The organism is Balneolaceae bacterium (assembly GCA_034521445.1).
Lineage (GTDB): Bacteria > Bacteroidota > Rhodothermia > Balneolales > Balneolaceae > JAXHMM01.
The window spans coordinates 481,719-500,347 of sequence record JAXHMM010000006.1 but is presented as its reverse complement, the minus strand read 5'-3'; the positions used below and the strand labels follow the sequence as shown (position 1 = coordinate 500,347).

At 63.2% G+C, this 18,629-nt stretch carries 17 protein-coding genes, 1 tRNA gene, 1 other RNA gene and 2 pseudogenes; 15 read left to right on the top strand and 6 right to left on the bottom strand.

The window, feature by feature from the left end; translation table 11 throughout:
* Positions 1-6 precede the first annotated feature (6 nt).
* On the bottom strand, positions 7-3,183 hold the full coding sequence (gene ileS / locus U5K31_09650) for an isoleucine--tRNA ligase (GenBank protein ID MDZ7772984.1): 3,177 nt from the start codon (positions 3,181-3,183) through the stop codon (positions 7-9).
* Between the two features lie 240 nt (positions 3,184-3,423).
* Between ileS and U5K31_09645 the strand changes: the two genes are divergently transcribed.
* From U5K31_09645 to U5K31_09605, 9 genes are all read left to right on the top strand, one after another.
* Positions 3,424-3,951 (top strand): low molecular weight protein-tyrosine-phosphatase, encoded by a 528-nt coding sequence (locus U5K31_09645; protein MDZ7772983.1) that lies wholly within the window; start codon positions 3,424-3,426, stop codon positions 3,949-3,951.
* The gene (locus U5K31_09640) at positions 3,948-4,835 is read left to right on the top strand and encodes a fructosamine kinase family protein (GenBank protein MDZ7772982.1); all 888 of its coding nucleotides are present in this window, start codon (positions 3,948-3,950) and stop codon (positions 4,833-4,835) included. The genes U5K31_09645 and U5K31_09640 overlap by 4 nt, the downstream gene beginning before the upstream one ends.
* A gap of 10 nt (positions 4,836-4,845) precedes the next feature.
* Positions 4,846-5,589, top strand: a complete 744-nt coding sequence (locus tag U5K31_09635) for a helical backbone metal receptor (protein ID MDZ7772981.1) — start codon at positions 4,846-4,848, stop codon at positions 5,587-5,589.
* 68 nt (positions 5,590-5,657) lie between these two features.
* Positions 5,658-7,364, top strand: coding sequence for a tetratricopeptide repeat protein (locus U5K31_09630; GenBank protein ID MDZ7772980.1), 1,707 nt, complete (start codon positions 5,658-5,660; stop codon positions 7,362-7,364).
* The gene (locus U5K31_09625) at positions 7,361-8,128 is read left to right on the top strand and encodes a DUF4292 domain-containing protein (protein ID MDZ7772979.1); all 768 of its coding nucleotides are present in this window, start codon (positions 7,361-7,363) and stop codon (positions 8,126-8,128) included. Before U5K31_09630 ends, U5K31_09625 begins: the two co-directional genes overlap by 4 nt.
* A complete protein-coding gene (locus U5K31_09620) occupies positions 8,125-9,393 on the top strand; it encodes a peptidoglycan DD-metalloendopeptidase family protein (GenBank protein ID MDZ7772978.1) in 1,269 nt (422 codons plus the stop codon). Before U5K31_09625 ends, U5K31_09620 begins: the two co-directional genes overlap by 4 nt.
* Positions 9,375-9,839 (top strand): hypothetical protein, encoded by a 465-nt coding sequence (locus U5K31_09615; GenBank protein ID MDZ7772977.1) that lies wholly within the window; start codon positions 9,375-9,377, stop codon positions 9,837-9,839. Before U5K31_09620 ends, U5K31_09615 begins: the two co-directional genes overlap by 19 nt.
* A 93-nt stretch (positions 9,840-9,932) precedes the next feature.
* Positions 9,933-10,589 (top strand): gamma-glutamyltransferase, encoded by a 657-nt coding sequence (locus tag U5K31_09610; GenBank protein ID MDZ7772976.1) that lies wholly within the window; start codon positions 9,933-9,935, stop codon positions 10,587-10,589.
* The gene (locus U5K31_09605; GenBank protein MDZ7772975.1) at positions 10,586-11,368 is read left to right on the top strand and encodes a gamma-glutamyltransferase; all 783 of its coding nucleotides are present in this window, start codon (positions 10,586-10,588) and stop codon (positions 11,366-11,368) included. The genes U5K31_09610 and U5K31_09605 overlap by 4 nt, the downstream gene beginning before the upstream one ends.
* 365 nt (positions 11,369-11,733) lie before the next feature.
* Here U5K31_09605 and U5K31_09600 read toward each other — a convergent pair whose 3' ends face one another.
* The 3 genes from U5K31_09600 to U5K31_09590 form a co-directional block, all read right to left on the bottom strand.
* Positions 11,734-12,045, bottom strand: a complete 312-nt coding sequence (locus U5K31_09600; protein ID MDZ7772974.1) for a hypothetical protein — start codon at positions 12,043-12,045, stop codon at positions 11,734-11,736.
* A 351-nt stretch (positions 12,046-12,396) separates the two neighbouring features.
* Entirely contained in the window at positions 12,397-12,915 is a 519-nt protein-coding gene (locus U5K31_09595; GenBank protein MDZ7772973.1) for a hypothetical protein, read from the bottom strand.
* A gap of 882 nt (positions 12,916-13,797) precedes the next feature.
* A complete protein-coding gene (locus tag U5K31_09590; GenBank protein ID MDZ7772972.1) occupies positions 13,798-13,926 on the bottom strand; it encodes a hypothetical protein in 129 nt (42 codons plus the stop codon).
* A gap of 152 nt (positions 13,927-14,078) precedes the next feature.
* Here U5K31_09590 and U5K31_09585 point away from each other — a divergent pair, with 152 nt between their 5' ends.
* The 3 genes from U5K31_09585 to U5K31_09575 all read left to right on the top strand — a co-directional run bounded on the left by U5K31_09585 (position 14,079) and on the right by U5K31_09575 (position 15,911).
* Positions 14,079-14,774 carry a hypothetical protein gene (locus U5K31_09585; protein ID MDZ7772971.1) on the top strand — a complete coding sequence of 232 codons (696 nt, stop codon included), beginning with the start codon at positions 14,079-14,081 and terminating at the stop codon, positions 14,772-14,774.
* Positions 14,775-15,127: 353 nt separating this feature from the next.
* Complete coding sequence (locus U5K31_09580; protein ID MDZ7772970.1) at positions 15,128-15,565, top strand: NAD(P)-binding domain-containing protein; 438 nt, start codon at positions 15,128-15,130, stop codon at positions 15,563-15,565.
* Positions 15,513-15,911, top strand: a complete 399-nt coding sequence (locus U5K31_09575) for an NAD(P)-binding domain-containing protein (protein MDZ7772969.1) — start codon at positions 15,513-15,515, stop codon at positions 15,909-15,911. Before U5K31_09580 ends, U5K31_09575 begins: the two co-directional genes overlap by 53 nt.
* A gap of 253 nt (positions 15,912-16,164) precedes the next feature.
* Here the strand turns inward: U5K31_09575 and ffs are convergent.
* An RNA gene (gene ffs / locus U5K31_09570) (signal recognition particle sRNA small type) lies at positions 16,165-16,264 on the bottom strand.
* Positions 16,265-16,512: 248 nt separating this feature from the next.
* Positions 16,513-16,587, bottom strand: a tRNA-Ala gene (locus tag U5K31_09565).
* Positions 16,588-16,770: 183 nt separating this feature from the next.
* Here U5K31_09565 and U5K31_09560 point away from each other — a divergent pair.
* The 3 genes and pseudogenes from U5K31_09560 (at position 16,771) to U5K31_09550 (ending at position 17,674) form a co-directional block, all read left to right on the top strand.
* A pseudogene (locus U5K31_09560) lies at positions 16,771-17,109 on the top strand (OmpA family protein).
* Positions 17,048-17,193: pseudogene (locus U5K31_09555) on the top strand (hypothetical protein). Before U5K31_09560 ends, U5K31_09555 begins: the two co-directional pseudogenes overlap by 62 nt.
* 1 nt (position 17,194) lies before the next feature.
* On the top strand, positions 17,195-17,674 hold the full coding sequence (locus tag U5K31_09550; protein MDZ7772968.1) for an OmpA family protein: 480 nt from the start codon (positions 17,195-17,197) through the stop codon (positions 17,672-17,674).
* Positions 17,675-18,629 lie beyond the last annotated feature (955 nt).

The following is an 18,629-nucleotide window of genomic DNA, read 5'->3' as shown; positions in this document are numbered from 1 at the left end:
CACACCTTATTGTTTGGGGGTTCTTCTGATGGAAATGGTGCATGGTTCGTCACCGATTTCCCACTGTTTGACAAAATCCGAGACCTCCAGCTTCTTGCTGTGAATCTCTTCGGCGAGGGTTTCCCGTTGGATGTAGTCATCCATGGACGCAACGGCCTCCTCCAGACGGCCGGAGCCTTCGAAACCGATCCAGATGCGGTCGACCACCTCGAAATCGGCCTCCTTGCGCATGTTCTGGATGCGGTTGACAAACTCGCGGGCCAACCCCTCGCGTTCCAGTTCGGGCGTCATCTCGGTGTCGAGGGCTACGCTGAGCCCGCCCTCGGTCTCCACCGACCAGCCTTCCAGGCCGGTCCGGCTTATTTCAAGTCCCTCGCTGCCCAGGCGCACGGTACCGTACTCCCCGCCCAGGTCGATTTCAATGGAGCCGCTCTGCTCGTATTGCGTAATCTCTTCAGTGGTAAGTTCCTTCACGCGCGGTGCCAGGGCCTTGACCTTCTCGCCCAGTTTCTTGCCCAGCACAGGGTAGTTGGGCTTGGCCGACTTCTCCACGATGCCGGAGTCGTCGTCCGCGTACTGGATCTCCTTAACGTTCACCTCGTCCAGAATAATGTCCTTCATCGACTCCACAGCCTGGCGGTCCTCCTCGTTCTCGATGGGCAGGATGATGCGGGCCAGCGGCTGGCGCACGTTGATCTCGATGCGGTTGCGCAGGCTGAGCACCATGGAGGAGATCTGCCGCGCCATCTGCATGCGGTTCTCCAGCTGCTTGTCGATGGCAGTCTCCTCCACCGTAGGATAGAAGGAGAGGTGCACCGACTCCTCGTCTTTTTGCGTAACCTGGTTGAGGCGCTGGAAGAGCCATTCGCCCAGGTAGGGAGCGATGGGGGAGATAAGTTTGGCCAGGTCCATCAGGCATTCGTAGAGGGTCTGGTAGGCGGCCTTCTTGTCCAGGCTCTTGCCCTCCTTCCAGAAACGCCGGCGGTTGCGGCGCACGTACCAGTTGCTGAGCTCCTCGGTGAAATCCTCGATGGCGCGCGCCGCCTTGGTGGGCTCGTAGTCGTCCAGGTGTTCGTCCACCAGCTTTACGGTGGTGTTGGCGCGCGAGATGATCCAGCGGTCCATCTCCGTGCGGTCCCCGGCGGGGATGGGCGTGCCGTCGTAGGTGAAGCCGTCGATGTTGGCGTACATCGCGAAAAAGGAGTAGGTGTTCACCAAGGTGTTGAAGAATTTGCGCTGGGTCTCCTGCAGTCCATCCTCGCTGAAACGCAGGTTCTCCCAGGGAGAAGAGTTGCTCATCATATACCAGCGGACGGTGTCGGCCCCGTATTTTTGTATCACCTCGAAGGGCTCCACGCTATTGCCCTTCGACTTGCTCATCTTCTCGCCGTTCTCGTCGAGCACCAGCCCGTTGGAAACCACGTTGCGGTAGGCGGGCTGGTCGAAGAGCATGGTGCCAAGGGCGTGCAGGGTATAGAACCACCCGCGGGTCTGGTCAACCCCCTCGGCGATGAAATCGGCAGGAAAGTTCTCGTCGAAAAGCTCCTTGTTCTCAAAGGGGTAGTGCCACTGGGCGAAGGGCATGGAGCCGGAGTCAAACCAGACGTCCAGCAGGTCGGGGATGCGGCGCATGGTGCCGCCGTTGGGCCCCTCCCAGGTAATGCCGTCGATGTGCGGGCGGTGCAGGTCGATCTCCTTGTCTTCCGGCAGCCCCGCCTTGCGGCGCAGCTCCTCTACGCTGCCGATGCACTCCACGTAATCCGGGTCCTTGTCGCTGACCCAGAGGGGGATGGGGGTGCCCCAGTAGCGCTGGCGGGAGACGGCCCAGTCGACGTTGTTCTCCAGCCAGGTGCCGAAACGTCCAGTGCCGGTGCTGGGGGGCTTCCAGTTGATCTCCCTGTTGGAGGAGACCATCTTGTCCTTCACGTCGGTGGTGCGGATGAACCACGACTCCACCGGAAACTGCATAAGCGGGGTGCCCTTGCGCCAGTCGAAGGGGTAGTTGTGCACGCAGGTTTCGTGCTTGTACATCATGTGCCTGTCCTTGATGGCGCGGGCGATCTCCTTGTCGGCGTCCTTGAACCACTGGCCGGCGAAGTCTCCGGCCTGCTCCGTGAAGCGACCGTCCCCGTCGATGGGGTTGAACAGGGGAATGCCCTTGTCGATGGCGTGGTCGTAGTCGTCGGCGCCGAAGGCCGGGGCGATGTGCACCAGGCCAGTGCCCTCTTCGGTGGAGACGTAATCGGCCTCGATCACCTTCCAGGCGTCCGCCTCGGGATGGGCCCGGCGGCCGTAGTCGAAAATAGGCTCGTAGGTGCGGCCGACCAGGTCGCTGCCGCGGTACTCCTCCACGATCTCGTAGTCGTGGTCGAGCACCTCCTCCAGGCACTCCTTGGCCAGGATATAGTCTTCGGTCCGGCCGCCCTCCGACAGGCGCACGCGGACGTAGTCGAGGTCGGGATTCACGGCCAGGGCCATGTTGGAGACGATGGTCCACGGAGTGGTGGTCCAGGCCAGGAAATAGGTCTTCTCCTCGCCGTCCACCGGGAACTTCACAAAAATGGAGGGATCCTGCGTCTCCTGGTAGCCCAGACTCACCTCGTGGGAGGAGAGCACGGTGCCGCTGCCGGGAGAGTACCACTGGATCTTGTAGCCCTGGTAGACCAGGCCTTTTTCGTAGAGGGTTTTGAAGGCCCACCAGACCGACTCGATGTAGTCGTTCTCAAAAGTTACATAGGGATCGTCCAGGTCCACCCAGTAAGCCATGCGATTGGTGAGCTTGTCCCACAGGTCCTTGTACTTCAGCACGCTGCTGCGGCACTTCTCGTTGTACTTGTCCATGCCGAAGGCCTCGACCTGCTCGCGTCCCTCGAGCCCCAGCTCCTTCTCAACCTCGATCTCCACCGGCAGGCCATGGGTGTCCCATCCCGCCTTGCGCTCCACGCGGAAACCCTTGAGGGTCTTGTAGCGGCAGAAGAGGTCCTTCACCGTACGCGACATTACGTGGTGGATGCCCGGTTTGCCGTTTGCCGTCGGGGGTCCCTCATAGAAGGTAAACGGGATGCCCTCCTCGCGGCTGCTGAGGCTCTTGCGGAAGATGTCGTTCTCCTTCCACCAGCGGAGGGTTTCCACCTCGTGTTTGGAGTAGTTGAGTTTCTTTACTTCTTCGAACTGTTTGCTCATAAAGGCCGTTTACATACTGCTTTGGCTTACAGAAAACCGCAAATATACAAAAAAATCGCCGATTAACCGTAGGTTTGAAGATCCCCGGGAGGGAACCCGCAACGTCAACAGTCGCCCAAGATACAAGTCTTAGTTCTCCAATTCACATGGAAGGAGGAATTTTAATATTGATGGACCCCAGGGCTTTTTGCATCCTCTGCCCGGCTTAAGCTATCTTCCGTCCAACCCAATAACGACCCCATGATTCCTGACAAACCGATCACCAAGGATTCTCCCTTCCGCATCCTCTTTGTCTGCCTGGGCAACATCTGCCGCAGTCCCACCGCCGAGGGCGTGTTTCAGCACCTGGTAAACGAGGAGGGCCTGCAGGGTTATTTTGAAATTGAGTCGGCCGGCACCTCCGCCTACCACATAGGCGAGCCGGCCAACAGCAAAAGCCAGCAGACAGCCAACCGTCACGGCATCACCCTGCACTCGCGGGCCCGCCGCTTTGAGTCCTCCGACCTCGACTACTACAACCTGGTCCTGGCCATGGACAAGGAGAACCTCTCCAACATCAAGAGCCTGGACGCACAAAGTCGGTACGGTCACAAGATAGCCCTGATGCGGGAGTTCGACCCCAATCCCGGCGATCGCGAGGTGCCCGATCCCTACTACGGGGGCATAGACGGCTTCGAAAAGGTCTTCCAGGTGGTCCGCCGCTCCTGCCAGGAGCTACTCGACCGGCTCTCCGAGCGCGTGGACGCCGACTCCGGCACCGAATCATGATTCCCGGGGAGCTGCGCGACGCACTCGAGGGCGTCCGGCCCGATTCGGGCGTGGGAGAGCCCCTGCGCATTTCCGGCGTTACCCGCGTATCCGGCGGCAGCATCAACGAGGCGGCGCGACTGGAGACCGGCACACACGGAACCTGTTTTCTCAAATGGAACCGCGCCGCCGACCCGGACATGTTCCGCGCGGAGAGCCTGGGGCTGGAAGAGCTTCGCGCGGCCGCCAGCGGACTCCGCATTCCCCGCACGCTCTCCTTCGGGAAAACCGGCGGCACCGGATACCTGCTGATGGAATACGTGGAGGAGGGCAGCCCCGCCGGGGGCGCCGCAGAGCGATTCGGCCGGCGCCTGGCCGTACAGCACGGCCATAGCCGTGAGCAATTTGGACTGGACCACGACAACTACATCGGCCGCCTGCCGCAGTCGAACCGTGCCCACGAACGCTGGACCGACTTTTTCCGGGAGGAGCGGCTGGAGCCCCAGGTAGCCATGGCGGTAGACGACGGAAAGCTGTCCGCCGAAATCGCACGCGCCTTCGAGCGTCTCTACGGCAAACTGGAGGAGCTCATCCCCGAAGAACCGCCCGCCCTGCTGCACGGCGATCTCTGGGGAGGCAACTTCTACTGGGGACCCGATGGCGAGGCGGTGATCTACGATCCCGCCGTCTACTACGGCCACCGCGAAATCGAGATGGCCTTCACCCGCCTGTTCGGCGGCTTTCCCGCAGCGTTCTACCGCGCCTACGATGAGGAGAGCCCGCTGGAGCCGGGCTTCGAGGACCGCGTCGACCTCTACAACCTCTATCCCCTGCTGGTGCACACCAACCTCTTCGGCGGAAGCTACGCCCGCCAGGTGGAGGCCATCGTGAACCGACTGACCTGAACCACAGACCATGGATCCCACACCGCAACGCATCGTAAGCCTGGTGCCCAGCCTCACCGAGCTGCTCTTCGACCTGGGGGCGGGGGACCGCCTCGTGGGACGCACCCGCTTCTGCGTGCATCCCAAGGAGAAGGTCGAGCAGGTGCCCATTATCGGGGGGACCAAAAACCCTCGGGTGGATGACATTCTTGAGCTGGAACCCGACTACGTGGTGGCCAACCGCGAGGAGAACCGGCGCGAGGATGTGGAGCGGCTGCAGGAGGCCGTCCACGTGCGGGTCACCCGCATCGCCACCATCGAGGAGGCTCTGCTGGCCATTCACGAGGTGGGCGGGGACCTGGGATGCGGGGAGTCCGCACGCGAGCTCACCGGTGGAATCAGCGAGGCTCTGGAGGAGCGTCCCGACGAACCCGACCTGCGCACGGCCTACTGCATCTGGAAGGACCCGTGGATGACGGTGGGCGGAGATACCTACATCCACGACGTGCTGACCCACTGGGGCCTGCGCAACGTCTTTGGCTCCCAGACGCGCTACCCGCGCTTCGAGCCGGAGAAGCTGGCGCGCCGCCACCCCGAACTGGTGCTGCTCAGCAGCGAGCCCTACCCTTTCAAGGAAAAGCACCTGCAGGCGGTCGAGCAGCACGTCCCCGACGCGCGGGTGCTGCTGGTGGAGGGCGAATGGTTCAGCTGGTACGGCTCGCGCATGAAGCACGCCTTCCGGCGGCTGAATGTATGGAGAAAGGCCATCGCATGATCCCCGAATTAGTGGTACTATTGAAGCGGGGCACGCGTTTCTTGTGCTCCAACCGTGCTCGCAATATCATGAAGCATCCGCTCATCCACATACTTTTCGCCGCCCTTCTGCTGGGCGTTTCACTGGCCGCGCAGGCCCAGCAGCGCAGCGGGGAACCCCCTGACAGCCTCAAGGCCCGGGCCGCCTACATCGAGGGCCTGCGGGCATTTGAGAACGAAGAGTACACGGAGGCGGTACAGCTGCTCTCGGCCGCACAGGCCATGCTGTCGGACCATGCCGCCGTCAATTTTGCGCTGGCGGACGCCTATCTTCGCGCGGGCAAACTCCCCGACGCCTCCGCCTACGGACGGCAGGCGGTTGAGCTGGAGCCCGCCAACAAGTGGTTCCGCCTGAAACTGGAGGAAATTTACCGCACGGCCGGCCGCAACGACGCCGCCGTAACCCAGCTGCGGGAAGCCCTGAAGCACCATCCCAACGATACCGACGTGATCTACCGGCTGGCCGACGCGCTGGCCCGGCAGGGCGAGCGGGCGGAGTCAAACCGGCTCTACAACCGGATGATCCGCCTGCGGGGGCCCTCTGTGGAGGTCTACCTGCAGAAGCTGCGCAACTTCAGCGAAATGGCACAGCAGGACTCCTCCATCGCCACCCTCAACCGCATCCGCGAGCTGGACCCCGGCAACCTGGCCAACCTGCAGCTGCTCAGCCAGTTCTACCGCAAGATGGGCCGTGACGGGCAGGCCAAGGCCATGCTCCGAGAGGCGCTGGAGCGCAACCGGCGTGACCCTAACACCTTGCTTATGTTTTCCGAAATGCTGGCCTCCGAGGCCAAATGGGACAGCGTCTCCACCCTGCTGGGCGACCTGGTTTCCGACTCACTGGTCGCCCGCGACGCCAAGATGTCGGTGGCCGAGTTCATGCTCTCGCGTTTCCGCCAGGACACCGCCGGCGTCGAGCTGCGCGAGGCCACCGGCCGCCTGCTGGACCGTTTCCGGCAGGCGGAGCCCGAATTCGGACCCGCCCACGCCCTGGCGGCCGACTTTTTCTCCTACACCGGACAGAACGGCCGCGCCCTGAAGGCCCTGGCCTCCACCACCGAACTGATGCCCTCCAACAGCCAGGCCTGGATACAGCGCCTGCAGCTGCTGTCGGTGGAGGGCCGCGCCGAAGAGGTGGTGGAGCTCGCCCCGCGCGCCGAGGAGAACGTGCCCCAGAATCCCTTTGTGCTCTATTTCACGGGCAGCGCCCACCTGCAGCGGGGCGACTACGAAGAGGCGGCCCGGAAACTGGAGCAGGCTGCCGGCCTGCCCGCCCGCAGCGAGCTGAAAGCGGCCATCTACACCACCCTGGGCGACGCCTGGTCCAGCCTGGACGCCTGGGAGGAGAGCAACAGCGCCTACGAGCAGGCGCTGCAGCTCGATCCCGGCAACGCCACCCTGCTCAACAACTACGCCTACGCCCTTTCGCGCCAGCAGGTACGCCTGGAGGAGGCCGAACGGATGATCCTGCGAGCCCTTGACATGCAGCCCGCCAACGCCGCCTTCCTGGACACCGCAGGCTGGGTTTACTTCCAGCTGGAACAGTACGGGCAGGCGCGCGACTACATCCGGAAATCCATCGACACCGGGGAGGCCAGCGCGGAGGTGCTCGAGCACATGGGCGACGTGATGGAGCGCATGGGCAACCTGGAGGAGGCCCGGTCCTGGTGGCGCAAGGCGCTGGAGATGGCCCCCTCACGCACCCACCTCAAGGAGAAACTCCAGCAGCGGCCGTGATACCCTCCTCACACAGCGCGCGCACCCTGGTCGGCGTACTGGCACTGCTGCTGGCCGCCGCCTGCTCGTCCACCCGCGAGCTGGCCGACACCGAATTCGGTCCCACGGACGTGACGCCCGCCCAGCTGGCCCGTGCCCTGCCCGACTACCGCGGCTCCCTGCATGCCGTATCGGGAGAGGGACGCGCGGTGGTGAGCAGCGAAGAGGGCACCGAACGCGTGACCATACGCTTTCGCGGCAACCGCCTGCGCAGCCTTCTCGAGATACGCAACAGCCTGGGCATTGAGGGCGGCAGAATGCTCAGCGACGGCGACACCCTGCTGATCTGGAACCGGCTTGACGGTTTCGCCCGCAAGATTCCCATCCGCCCCGGCAGCCTGCGCAGCATCGATCACCTGGCCTCTCTCAACGTGCTGCAGATGCTCAACTTCACGGTGGAGGCCGCCCCCATCCGCCGCGTGCTCGCCTCCGATGAACTTCTGCGTGCCGACCTGGAGGGCGGGGGGAAGATCTACGCGGGACGCAGCGACACCCTGGTGCGGCGCGTGGAGCAGCCTCCCTCCTCAGGACTTCCCTACTCGCGCATCGACTATGAGGCCTACGCGCGGACGGGGGACTACGCCATTCCCCGGAAAATTACTATCTTTTCGGCGGACGGCAACGCCAGGGTGGTCTTCCAGATCCGCTCGCTGGAGATCAACCCGGAACTGGACTCCCTGCGCATCGACCTTCCCCCGGACATACCCATCTACCATGGATCATGAATAGGAGAGCGGTGACATACGGGCTGCTCGCCCTGCTCCTGCTCGGGGCGCCCCGCCTCTTCGCCCAGGACTACGAAGAGCGGCGCCAGGCCCTGCTGCAGCAGCAGGAGAACGCCCGCGAGGAGATCCAGCGCCTGAACCGCCAGATCGAGCGCTATCGACGGCAGATCGACGAGGCCAGCCAGTCTATCGACAGCCTCAGCTCACGCATCGAAAACCTGAACCGGCTCATCGCCCTGCAGGAGGACAAGGTGGGACAGATGGAGGCCGAGCAGAACTCCATCCGCGAGGAGATCGCCATCACCACCCGCGCCATCGACCGGCGGGAGGGGGAGCTTCGCTCCCTCATGGAACGCTACCGGAACACTATCACCTATCTCTACAAGCACGGGCGTACCACCGAACTGGCCCTGCTCTTCTCCTCGGAGTCCTTCAACCAGATGATGCGTCGAGCCTACTACCTGGGACGCTTCGACGAGTACGTACAGGAGCAGATGGGACAGGTACGCGAGGCTCAGGAGCGCCTGCAGCGCACGCGCGAAAACCTGCTGGCCGCCCAGGAGCGTAACCGCGAGCTGCTGGCCGAGATCCAGGAAGAGAAGCAGCGCCTGGACGACCGGAGGGAAGGCCTGGAGGAAGATCGCGAGGCCCTCAGGCAGGACCTGGAGCGCTACCGGGAAGAGGTGGCCGAAAGCCAGGCCAACCGGGACAATCTGGACTCCCAGCTCACTGATATCAACAACTCCCTTGTCAGCCTGGAGACAGGAGGCGGGGAAACCGTGGACGAGGCCACCGGCGAACGCGTGACCCTCGCCGGGAGCTACATGGACGACGCCACCCTCAGCCGGATGGAGGAATCCTTTTCCGACAGCAAGGGCTCCCTGCGGTGGCCCGTGGAGAGCGGCACCGTCTCCGAGCATTTCGGACGGAGGCGGCATCCGGTCTACGGCACAGTCACCAATAACATGGGCATCGAGATCGTCACCGACCCGGGCGAGACCGTGCGCGCCGTACACGACGGCTACGTCATCGCCATACGTCCCATCCCCGGCTACGGCGACGTGGTGATGGTCAAACACGGGCGCTATATCACCGCCTACGGCAATCTCAGCGAAATCAACGTCCGCCAGCGCGCCCTGCTGCGCAGCGGCGACATCATTGGCAAGGCCGGGCAGAGCGACTCCCCGCGCGGAGAGTCGCTCTTCTTCCTGGTCCGTGACCGCAATACCGACCTCGACCCCGAAGCATGGCTACAGCAGAAATGACTTCCAACTGGCAACGCATCATGGCCTACAGCACCGGTTCGGTGGTACTGGGACTACTGCTGATTATCCTTACCAACGGCTTCATCTCCTTTGTAGCCATGGAGGGTACCACCGGCTACCTGGTGCTGCTGGCCTTCGGCTTTGTGTTCCTCAACCTGGGATTTGGACTGAACCGGCGCTATGCCATGAAATCGCCGCAGGCCGGCGCCCTACCCTACCTATTCGCCACCCTGCTGGCCCTCCCCTCCCTGGCATGGGTGCTGGGCGGCGGCGAGGGCCTGCGTCCCACCACCCGCTGGCTCTTCCTGGCCACCATCTTTTTCGCCGTCTACCTGGGCACCTACTACGGTACTCGGCGGGGCATAGCCAAAAGACGCGAGTACCTGGAGCAGGCCCGCCTCGACGCCGGGAATGCCGGCGACTCAAGCGGCCCCACGACGAGCTGAGCAAAAACTAGGTTCTCCCCCGGGCGGGCCCCGCATTTCATCTTTGGGGCGCCTTGGTTATAATGCCCAGAATCCTCTTCGAACAGTCCCGCCATGAAACCGCTCTGCTCTTTCCTGATGGTCCTGCTCTCCTTCGGCCTGCTGGCGCCTGCGGTCCAGGCACAGCCCGACCGCATCACCGGCCAAAACTTCGCCACCCGCTCGGAGGTAATCGGCGCCAACGGGATGGTCGCCACCTCCCAGCCCCTAGCCACGCAGGTCGGCCTCCAGGTGCTCCGAGACGGGGGCAACGCCATCGATGCCGCCATCGCCGCCAACGCGGCGCTGGGACTCATGGAGCCCACCGGCAGCGGTATCGGGGGCGACCTGTTCGCCATCGTCTGGTCGGCCGAAGACCGGAAGCTCTACGGCCTCAACGCCAGCGGGCGATCGCCCATGGGCATGAACTACGAGGATCTTCAGAAGGAGCTGGAGGAGAGGGACCGCTCGTCCATTCTGCCTACGGGATGCTGCCCATCTCCGTCCCGGGCGGTGGACGGCTGGTTCAGCCTGCACGACCGGCTGGGCAGCATGCCCATGAGCCTCCTTCTGGGTCTTTATCCCATCCGGTACGCCGAGGAGGGATTCCCCGGTGAGCGAACTGATCGCCTACTACTGGGACATCGGCGCGCGAATCCACAACGACCGGCCAGGTGCCTTCAGGGAGGAGATGACGTCTACGGACGTGCCCCGAAAAAGGCGAAATCATGACGCGGCCCGAACTGGCCGACACCTACCGCCTGCTGGCCGAACGCGGCCGTGACGCCTTCTACGAGGGGGAGATCGCCGACCGCATCGACGCCTGGATGCGCGAGAACGGCGGCTACCTGCGCAAGGCCGACTTCGAGCAGCACACCTCCACCTGGGTGGAGCCGGTGTCGGTGGACTACCGTGGATACGAGGTCTACGAGCTGCCGCCCAACGGGCAGGGCATCGCCGCCCTGCAGATGCTGCAGATTCTTGAAGGCTACGACCTGGCCGGCATGGGACGCAACTCGGCCCAGGCCCTGCACCACATGGTGGAGGAAAAACTGGCCTTCGAGGACCGCGCCAAATACTACGCCGATCCGGACTTCGCCGACGTGCCGGTGCAGCAGCTTATTTCCGAGGAGTACGCCGCCCGGCGCCGCGGGCAGATCGGCGGGGACGCCAGCTTCAACGTGCGGGCCGGCGAACTCCCGGAGGAGGGCGACACCATCTACCTGACCACGGCCGACAGCGCCGGCTGGCATGGTCTCCCTCATCCAGAGCAACTACCGCGGCACTGGGTCCGTGGCATCGACCCCTGCCCGGGCTGCCGATCGTGTCCAGGACCGCGGCGAGCTCTTCATCCATCGACCCCGACCACTGCCAACGGCTACGCGCCCGGCAAGCGATCCCTTCCACACCATCATCCCCGCCCTCGCGACGCCGCGACGGCGAGACCCCCCGCGAGCTTCGGCGCTCATGGGCGGCGGCGATGCAGCCGCAGGGCCACGCCCAGATCCTGACCAATCATCGTCGACTTCGGGCATCAACCTGCAGGAGGCGGGCGACAACCCCCGCTGGCGCCACACGGGCTCCACCCAGCCCACCGACGCGGCCGGCGACTACCTTCGGGACGGCGGTAAGGTAAACCTGGAGTCGGCCATCCCCTACTCGGTGGTGCGGAAGCTCATCGCATGGGACACGATGTGGACTACGACATCGGCGGCTACGGGGGCTACCAGGCCATCATGTGGGTACTCGAAACGAGGTCTGGATCGGCGCTTCCGAGTCGCGCAAGGACGGGCACGCTGCGGGATACTGACAGGCATGCCTGCCGCGTTGCGGACCTCAGGACTTGTACTCGGGAAGGGGATCCGGCTGCTCGGTTTCAACCACCCCGCCTTCGCGCACGGTGAATCTGCAGGCTGCGTCCGGTCACCTCTTCAAAGAGATGGCGCTCGCGCATGGCGCCCCAGATTTCCAGCTCCGGGTCGGATTCGGTGGACGAACAGGGCCGGATGCGCTCCTCGCCCTTTTCCATTTCCAACCTTCGAAGGTTTTGGTAGTGGCTGCGATCGAGCCCGTCGGCCACCCGCAGCAGGGCTGGAAAGCCTCCGCACTCTCTTCCTGAGCGGCTTGTCCAGTTTTCGGAAGCGCTTGTGCCTGTTTTGGGCGTGGAGCGACGGTGGTAGCGGGCCACGTTGGCCGATGAGGTTGATCTCGTCTTCCCGGAAGCCCTTCAGATCGGCGTTGCGTATCAGGTAAAGGGCGTGCTTGCTGGTGCTTGCGGTGGAGATGTGATAGCCGATGTCGTGCATAAGCGAGGCATACTCCAGCAGCCCCGCGGTTGCCGTCCGGCAGCTCCAGCTCATCCTGCAGGTCGTCGAAAAGCTGCAAGGCCAGGCTAGTCACATGACGCGAATGGGCTTCGTGCCAGTTGCACTTTCGCAGCAGTTCGTGCACACTGCGCCGCCGCGGGTCGGCGCGAACTCCCGGCTAACCTTGAGTTCCATGTCCAGCCGCTCCTTTTCCTTGTCGATATAGTCAAGTATCATCCCTTCTCGCAGGGCCGACTCGCGGACTGACCGGTCGATGCCGAAGACTTCAGCAGGTGATCCAGCAGCACTGTGCCGGTATATGACAGATCCACCCTCTGCTCCAGGCCCTTCTGCTCCAGTCGTTCACCGCGGTCCATTTTTATGAATTCCCGGTAGAAGTCGCGGAAATCCCTGCGGCTGAATTCCAGCTCATTGAGCGTGAGGGAGGCGTTGAGGGTCTTCCGGGCCGCGACCATCAGGGCAATGTTCTCCATGGTGCCCGAAGAGCCGATGAGGGTCTTGATGGGATGCTCCCGGAGCACCCGGGCCAGGGGATCCAGCTCCTCGCGGTAGCGCGCCCGAAGCTTCCTGATCTCCCCTTTGGCAGGAGGGTCCGACGGCACGTAGGCGGCCGCCATCCGCGCCACCCCGACCCCCAGGCTGCAGGCGTGGTAGAAGGTGTCGCGATCTGCCACGGTCAGCTCCACGCTGCCCCCTCCAACGTCGGCCATCAGCACGGGCTGCTCGTCCAGGGTGAGCCGCGCGCATCACCGCGCGGGCGATCAGGCGCGCCTCCATCATGCCCTGAGATGCCGCGGGCCCTTGATGCCGATCTCGTCGATCAACACGCTGGATAAACTCCCCCCCGTTCTCCGCCTCGGCGAATGGCGCTGGTGGCATAGGCCAGGATGTGCTCCACCCCCTGGCTTTCGCAGAGAACCTCGATTCTCCGCGGAGGGCCGAGATGCCGCGCTCCATGGCCTCCACGCCCAGCTTCCGATCCATATACCTCCCACCCAGGTTCACCATCTCCTTGAGCTTGTCCACCGTCCGAAAGCTGCGTCGGGAATAGATGTCCACGACTGACCGCATGGAAGGAGTTGGTGCCCCAGGTCGATGGCATGCAATGCGTTGCACCATCAGGTACCCCGTTCCAGAGGTGGGTGGAACCGGTCCGCTTCGCCTGGCGGGGGCCGTTGGGTCAGGATCCATGGCGCTCAGCTTTTGTTTTTCCGGTGGGTTTTACGACTCCGCTTGGCAAACCTTTAAGGCGCATCTGCGCCAATCGGCAGCCCCGTCCGCGCTCCTTCTCGAAATCGCTTCGGGACGATGTCGGGCACGGGCACCGGCTTTCCGTCGGCGCTCCGCCGACACAAAGGTGTAGAAAGAAGGCGGCGCAGAGCTCCCGACCTCCGGTGCGCAGGTTCTCCGACCAGACCTGCATGGCCACTTCCATGGAAGAGGTGAAGGTTCGCGTCACCTCCGCCTCGATCACCACCACCTCGCCGCAGCTCTGATGGCGTTCTTGAACTCCACGTTGTCCACCGATACGGTCGCCACGTTACGGTTGCAGTGCCGCTGGGCGGAAATGGCTGAGCAGATACGTCCATCCAGCGGCAGCAGGCGCCCCCCCATCAGGTCCGCCGCAGGGGTCGGGTGTCGTTGGGCATGACCAGTTCGTTCATGCGCACGCGGGAGGCCGATACGGTCTTCTTGTTGGAATGGGTCTGCACCGGCTCGGTTTCGTCAAATCTGTGGGTCATCGTTTGCTGTGTGGCTCTTCTCTTTCGGGTTGTCGAACCGACACACAGATACTTATGGACAGAGAGTTCGAATCTTTTTACCGCTTTCGGTAGTAAAAATTTAAAGTTGTTGCGGGCCGTGCTCGCCGGCCGCAGCAAGCCGACCCCTACGCATGCAGACATCCCTGCGAGATCCCAGATCCCTTTCGCCCGGGCCGGCCGGGCGCCGAGGGGGACATGCCCATACCATCGCCAGCTCCCTGCTGGGAGACACCCGCAAGCCGCCCTGCCGACGCGTGGAGATTCCCACCCCCGACGGCGACTTCCTGGAACTCGATCTTGCCGGCGAAAACAACGAAGGCCCCTGCGTGGTCCTTTTTCACGGGCTGGAGGGCTCCTCCGACCGCTACTACACGGCCTCGATGATGCGCGCGCTGGCCGGGCAGGGCTTCTCCGTCTCCGCCGTCAACTTCCGAAGCCGCGGCAGCCGCCTGAACCGCCGGGCGCGTTTCGACCATTCCGGGCGAGACGGACGACTACTGCACGGTCTTCTGACTCGGCGGGGCGGCACTTCCCAGGGACGCCGCCTGGCCGCTGTCGGCTTTTCGGCTGGGCGCCAGCGCCCTACCGAAGTACCCGGGGAGGAGAGGCGGGACAGTCCCCTCTACGCCGCGGCGGCGGTTTCGGCTCCCTACGATCCGCTGAAACCGGGTTCCACCTGGCGCTTTCGCGGCTGCGGCTCCAACCGGGGTCTACGAGCAGCTCTTTCCTCGCACGCTCCGCCTGGAAACCGGCACGGAAGCGGGAGCGCCACCCGGATCTGCCGGCTTTCGAGGGTACCACTCTTTACGCCTTCGACGACCAGGTGACCGGGCCGGTACACCAGGCTCTTTCGACTGGGGCAGAGGACTACCATCAGACCTGGCTCGGCGCGCCGCTTTCTGGAAAATATCCGCACGCCCAGCCTGCTCGCAGCACTCTCCGCGAGGACCCCATCTGCCCGGGCGGCAGGCCCTGCCCATGCACAAGATCCTGGCCGAACCCCGACCCTGGATTACGTACTTACCGGAAGCGGGGGGCACGTGGGCTTCCGGGACGTATACGGCGACCGGCTCAACCTGTACGGGCTCTCCGGCGCGCTCTCCTGCCCCGCAGTCCATGAGCCTCGCCGACCTTCCCGGATCTTTGCCCTTCCAGACCCATTCACCGCAAACCCTCACCCATGGTTATCATCATCGGAGCCGGTCCCATAGGCCTGGCCACCGGCATCGCCCTCAAGAAACGCGACATTCCCTTTCGCATCATCGAACGCGGCTGCCTGGTCAACAGCATCTTCAACTATCCCAAAGACATGACCTTCTTCTCGACCTCCGAGAGACTGGAGATAGGCGGGGTTCCTTTCATCTCCCACGGTCCCAAGCCCACCCGCCGGGAAGCCCTGGAATACTACCGGCGGGCGGCCGAGCACCACGAACTGCCGGTCCGTCTCTACGAGGAAGTTCAAACCATCGAAGGTTCGGACGGCGATTTTACCGTGCAGACGGACAAGGACCGCTACGAAGCCGAAAGAAGCGGTGGCGGCCATGGGTTTCTACGACGTGCCGCGCATGATGGACGTGCCGGGCGAGGAGCTGCCCAAGGTAAAGCATTACTACGATGAGGCCCACGCCTACGCCTGGCAGAAGGTGCTGGTCATCGGCGGGGGAAACTCCGCCGTGGATGCCGCGCTGGAGACCTGGCACGCTAACGCCGAGGTAAGCATGGCCGTGCGCGGGGACGCCCTCAAGGAGTCGGTCAAGTACTGGGTGAAGCCGGCCATCGAAAACCGCATCGCCGAAGGGGAGATCACAGGGTATTTCAATACCAACGTGACCGAAATACGTCCGCACGAGGTGGTGCTGGAAACGCCTGAGGGCGAAAAAGCCGTTCCCAACGTATTCCGTGCTGGCCATGACGGGAGCACAAGCCCAACTACGAGCTCATGCGCCGCTTCGGCATCGAGCTGACGGAGGGATGCAGAGAAGCGACATGACCCCGCTTTGACGACACGAGCCTGGAAACCACGCGACGCGGCGCTCTGACGTGGCAGGGCGCGCGCACGCGGGCATGGACACCAGCAGCCTGTTCATTGAGAACTCGCGCGTGCATGCCGAACATATAGCGGAACATATAGCCGCAAAGAGGGGCTGAAGCGGGCAAAAAGGCACTTCAAGCAGCCGGATCGGGGAGTATATCGTGTAGGGGATCGCCTGAGATAAGAGAGGGTAAGCTACCCACATCACGCCGCTACGACCTCCTACCGCTGCTACCTTCCGGTCCTGACGGAGTTCAGAGGGAGCTGGCTGCGTGGGGCCTACCCTCGAAGACTGAATATACAAGTAAGCCGCGGCGTATGTAGCGAACATCGCAAGACCGCAAACGGTCTCAAATATCACTGTCGGTTTCGGCTCCATGATTCACGGCAAACGACCAGCATACATGTCGCCCGGAATTGATTTACATCAATTACGGAAAACAGTAAGCTAAACGAGATCAACAGGCAACCACGTGCTGAGACGGGTATGCCAGGGATTACATGCCATGTCAACAGCCGCAACTCAGGTGGAGTGGAGCTACGGGGATTCAACCCCGGACCTCTCGCGCTGCCATGCAAGACGCTCTAGCCAGCTGAGCTATAGCCCCGTTCGGAAGGCTCCCCAGTATAGGGCGGATTTCATTTTCACGCCAACTCTTGCACGCACGATTCCCTGTCCGAATCGGCAAGGTTCCTTATTTTGAGCTTTCCTTTTAATCTGCGGGCAAAGAGGATCTCAACCAAAATCAGTCCCAATATTTCAATCAAACCAATAGAGGAGTAACACCAAGATGAAAAGAGCTCTCAACCTACTACTCGTTTTATTCCTGATGGGCGGCGTCGTTGCGGTCCAATACGGTTGTAAGTCTCAAGAGGATACGATGCAGCAAACCGAGCCGGTCGACACCGACGGTGACGGACTGACCGATGCCGAAGAGATGGACCTGGGCACCGACCCCAACAACCCTGACACCGACGGCGACGGACTCACCGACGGCGACGAGGTGAACGAATACAATACCGATCCCCTCAACGAAGACACCGACGGCGACGGACTTACCGACGGGGCTGAAGTCAATTCCCACAACACCGACCCCAACAACCCCGACACCGACGGCGACGGACTTAACGACGGGGACGAGATCAACCGAGTATCGCACGGATCCCAACAACCCGGACAGCGATGGGGACGACCTCAACGACTACGACGAGGTCATGACCCACAACACCGATCCCAACAACCGCGACAGCGACGGCGACGGCTTTTCCGACGCCCAGGAGATCGAGATGGGCACCGACCCCAACAACGCATCCGACCCCGCCTGGCTGGAAGAGGGTGACCTGGCGACCATCAACTTCGACTTCGACAAGTCAGACATCGACGCCGAAGCCGCGCGCCTGCTGAAGGAGAACATCCAGCAGCTGATGGACGCACCCAGCTTCAACATCCGCATCGACGCCTACACCGACCATGTGGGCGGTGACCAGTACAACCAGCGCCTCAGCCAGCGGCGTGCCGCCTCGACCACCAACTTCTACATCGAGAACGGCATCTCTGCCGACCGCATCAATTCGCGCGGACTCGGCAAGGCCCCGGTTCCCTGCATGGACCAGGATCCCGGGCCGGGCTGCCGCAAGAACCGGCGCGCCGAGTCGCATCCCGTCAGCACGCTCCAGTACCGTCCGGGTAACTGACGGACGGAGCCACGGTTAGAAAGCTCTTGACCTTTCAAGCGGGTCCCGGCCATGCCGGGACCCGCTTTTTTTATGGAAAAGAAATGCCGGCGGGGACGCCTTATCCGGACACCTCAGAAGAACCGGGTAGCGCCCAGGCTGATCATGAAGGCGGGCTCGTCCAGGCGCCGGGCAAAATCCACGCGGAAGAGGCCCAGGATGCCGTTGAGCGAAATCCCCGCCTCAAAATGCACCGGCGAGGTGGTGACAGGCCGGAACCCGTAGGCGCTCTCCAGTTCGGCACGCCGCCGGTCGGAAATCCAGGTACGGGCGGCACCCCCGAACACGATCAGGCTCCAGTGGCGCTGCACCAGGGGCCGGAGTCCAAGCAGCTCGAAGGGTACGGTACGGAAGTTGTGCTCGGCCGTGAGTCCCAGCCAGTGCTCGCCCTCGTAGGGGCGGTGGCGGAGCGTCTTCAGGGTACCGAAAGGCGAAAACCAGCCCAGGGATCCGTCCACCGTTCCCATGCGCTGCAGGGGCAGCTCGCCCGCACTGGTGCCTCCCGCCAGCGAAAAATCGAGGGTGTTGGGAAAGAGACGGCGCTGCAGAAAGGTCGGAAAATTCCAGTCGATACGGCCCTGCAGGCGTGTGAAGCTGAAGTCGCCGCCCAGGGAGGGATGGGCGTGTTCCAGTCCCACCTCGATGCGGTTCATCCCCGTAATGCCAAAATTGTAACCTTCGTTTCGGTTGTAGCCGGCCTCCAGGAACACCGAGGCCAGCCTCCCCTCGTCCACCGGTGGGTTGTAGCGCGCCGTGTTGCCCCTTCCAAAGAGATCCCATGCGCTGTTGGCCTCCAGGGAACGGTGTTCCCGGCTGCGCCAGCCCGCCCGCAGGGAGAGGTCGCGGCGAGGCAGCTGCAGAGTGGTCGACAGCTCCAGTCCCTCGCTGCGGTAATAGTCAAAGTAGTTGCGGTAGC

Bases quoted from the DNA above. Each gene is read 5' to 3' on its own strand.
- ileS (MDZ7772984.1), bottom strand. From the start codon at position 3,183: ATGAGCAAACAGTTCGAAGAAGTAAAGAAACTCAACTACTCCAAACAC.
- U5K31_09590 (MDZ7772972.1), bottom strand. From the start codon at position 13,926: ATGACCCACAGATTTGACGAAACCGAGCCGGTGCAGACCCATTCCAAC.
- U5K31_09645 (MDZ7772983.1), top strand. From the start codon at position 3,424: ATGATTCCTGACAAACCGATCACCAAGGATTCTCCCTTCCGCATCCTC.
- U5K31_09640 (MDZ7772982.1), top strand. From the start codon at position 3,948: ATGATTCCCGGGGAGCTGCGCGACGCACTCGAGGGCGTCCGGCCCGAT.
- U5K31_09615 (MDZ7772977.1), top strand. From the start codon at position 9,375: ATGGCTACAGCAGAAATGACTTCCAACTGGCAACGCATCATGGCCTAC.
- U5K31_09605 (MDZ7772975.1), top strand. From the start codon at position 10,586: ATGACGCGGCCCGAACTGGCCGACACCTACCGCCTGCTGGCCGAACGC.
- U5K31_09630 (MDZ7772980.1), top strand. From the start codon at position 5,658: ATGAAGCATCCGCTCATCCACATACTTTTCGCCGCCCTTCTGCTGGGC.
- U5K31_09550 (MDZ7772968.1), top strand. From the start codon at position 17,195: ATGACCCACAACACCGATCCCAACAACCGCGACAGCGACGGCGACGGC.
- U5K31_09620 (MDZ7772978.1), top strand. From the start codon at position 8,125: ATGAATAGGAGAGCGGTGACATACGGGCTGCTCGCCCTGCTCCTGCTC.
- U5K31_09585 (MDZ7772971.1), top strand. From the start codon at position 14,079: ATGCAGACATCCCTGCGAGATCCCAGATCCCTTTCGCCCGGGCCGGCC.
- U5K31_09580 (MDZ7772970.1), top strand. From the start codon at position 15,128: ATGGTTATCATCATCGGAGCCGGTCCCATAGGCCTGGCCACCGGCATC.
- U5K31_09610 (MDZ7772976.1), top strand. From the start codon at position 9,933: ATGAAACCGCTCTGCTCTTTCCTGATGGTCCTGCTCTCCTTCGGCCTG.
- U5K31_09575 (MDZ7772969.1), top strand. From the start codon at position 15,513: ATGATGGACGTGCCGGGCGAGGAGCTGCCCAAGGTAAAGCATTACTAC.
- U5K31_09635 (MDZ7772981.1), top strand. From the start codon at position 4,846: ATGGATCCCACACCGCAACGCATCGTAAGCCTGGTGCCCAGCCTCACC.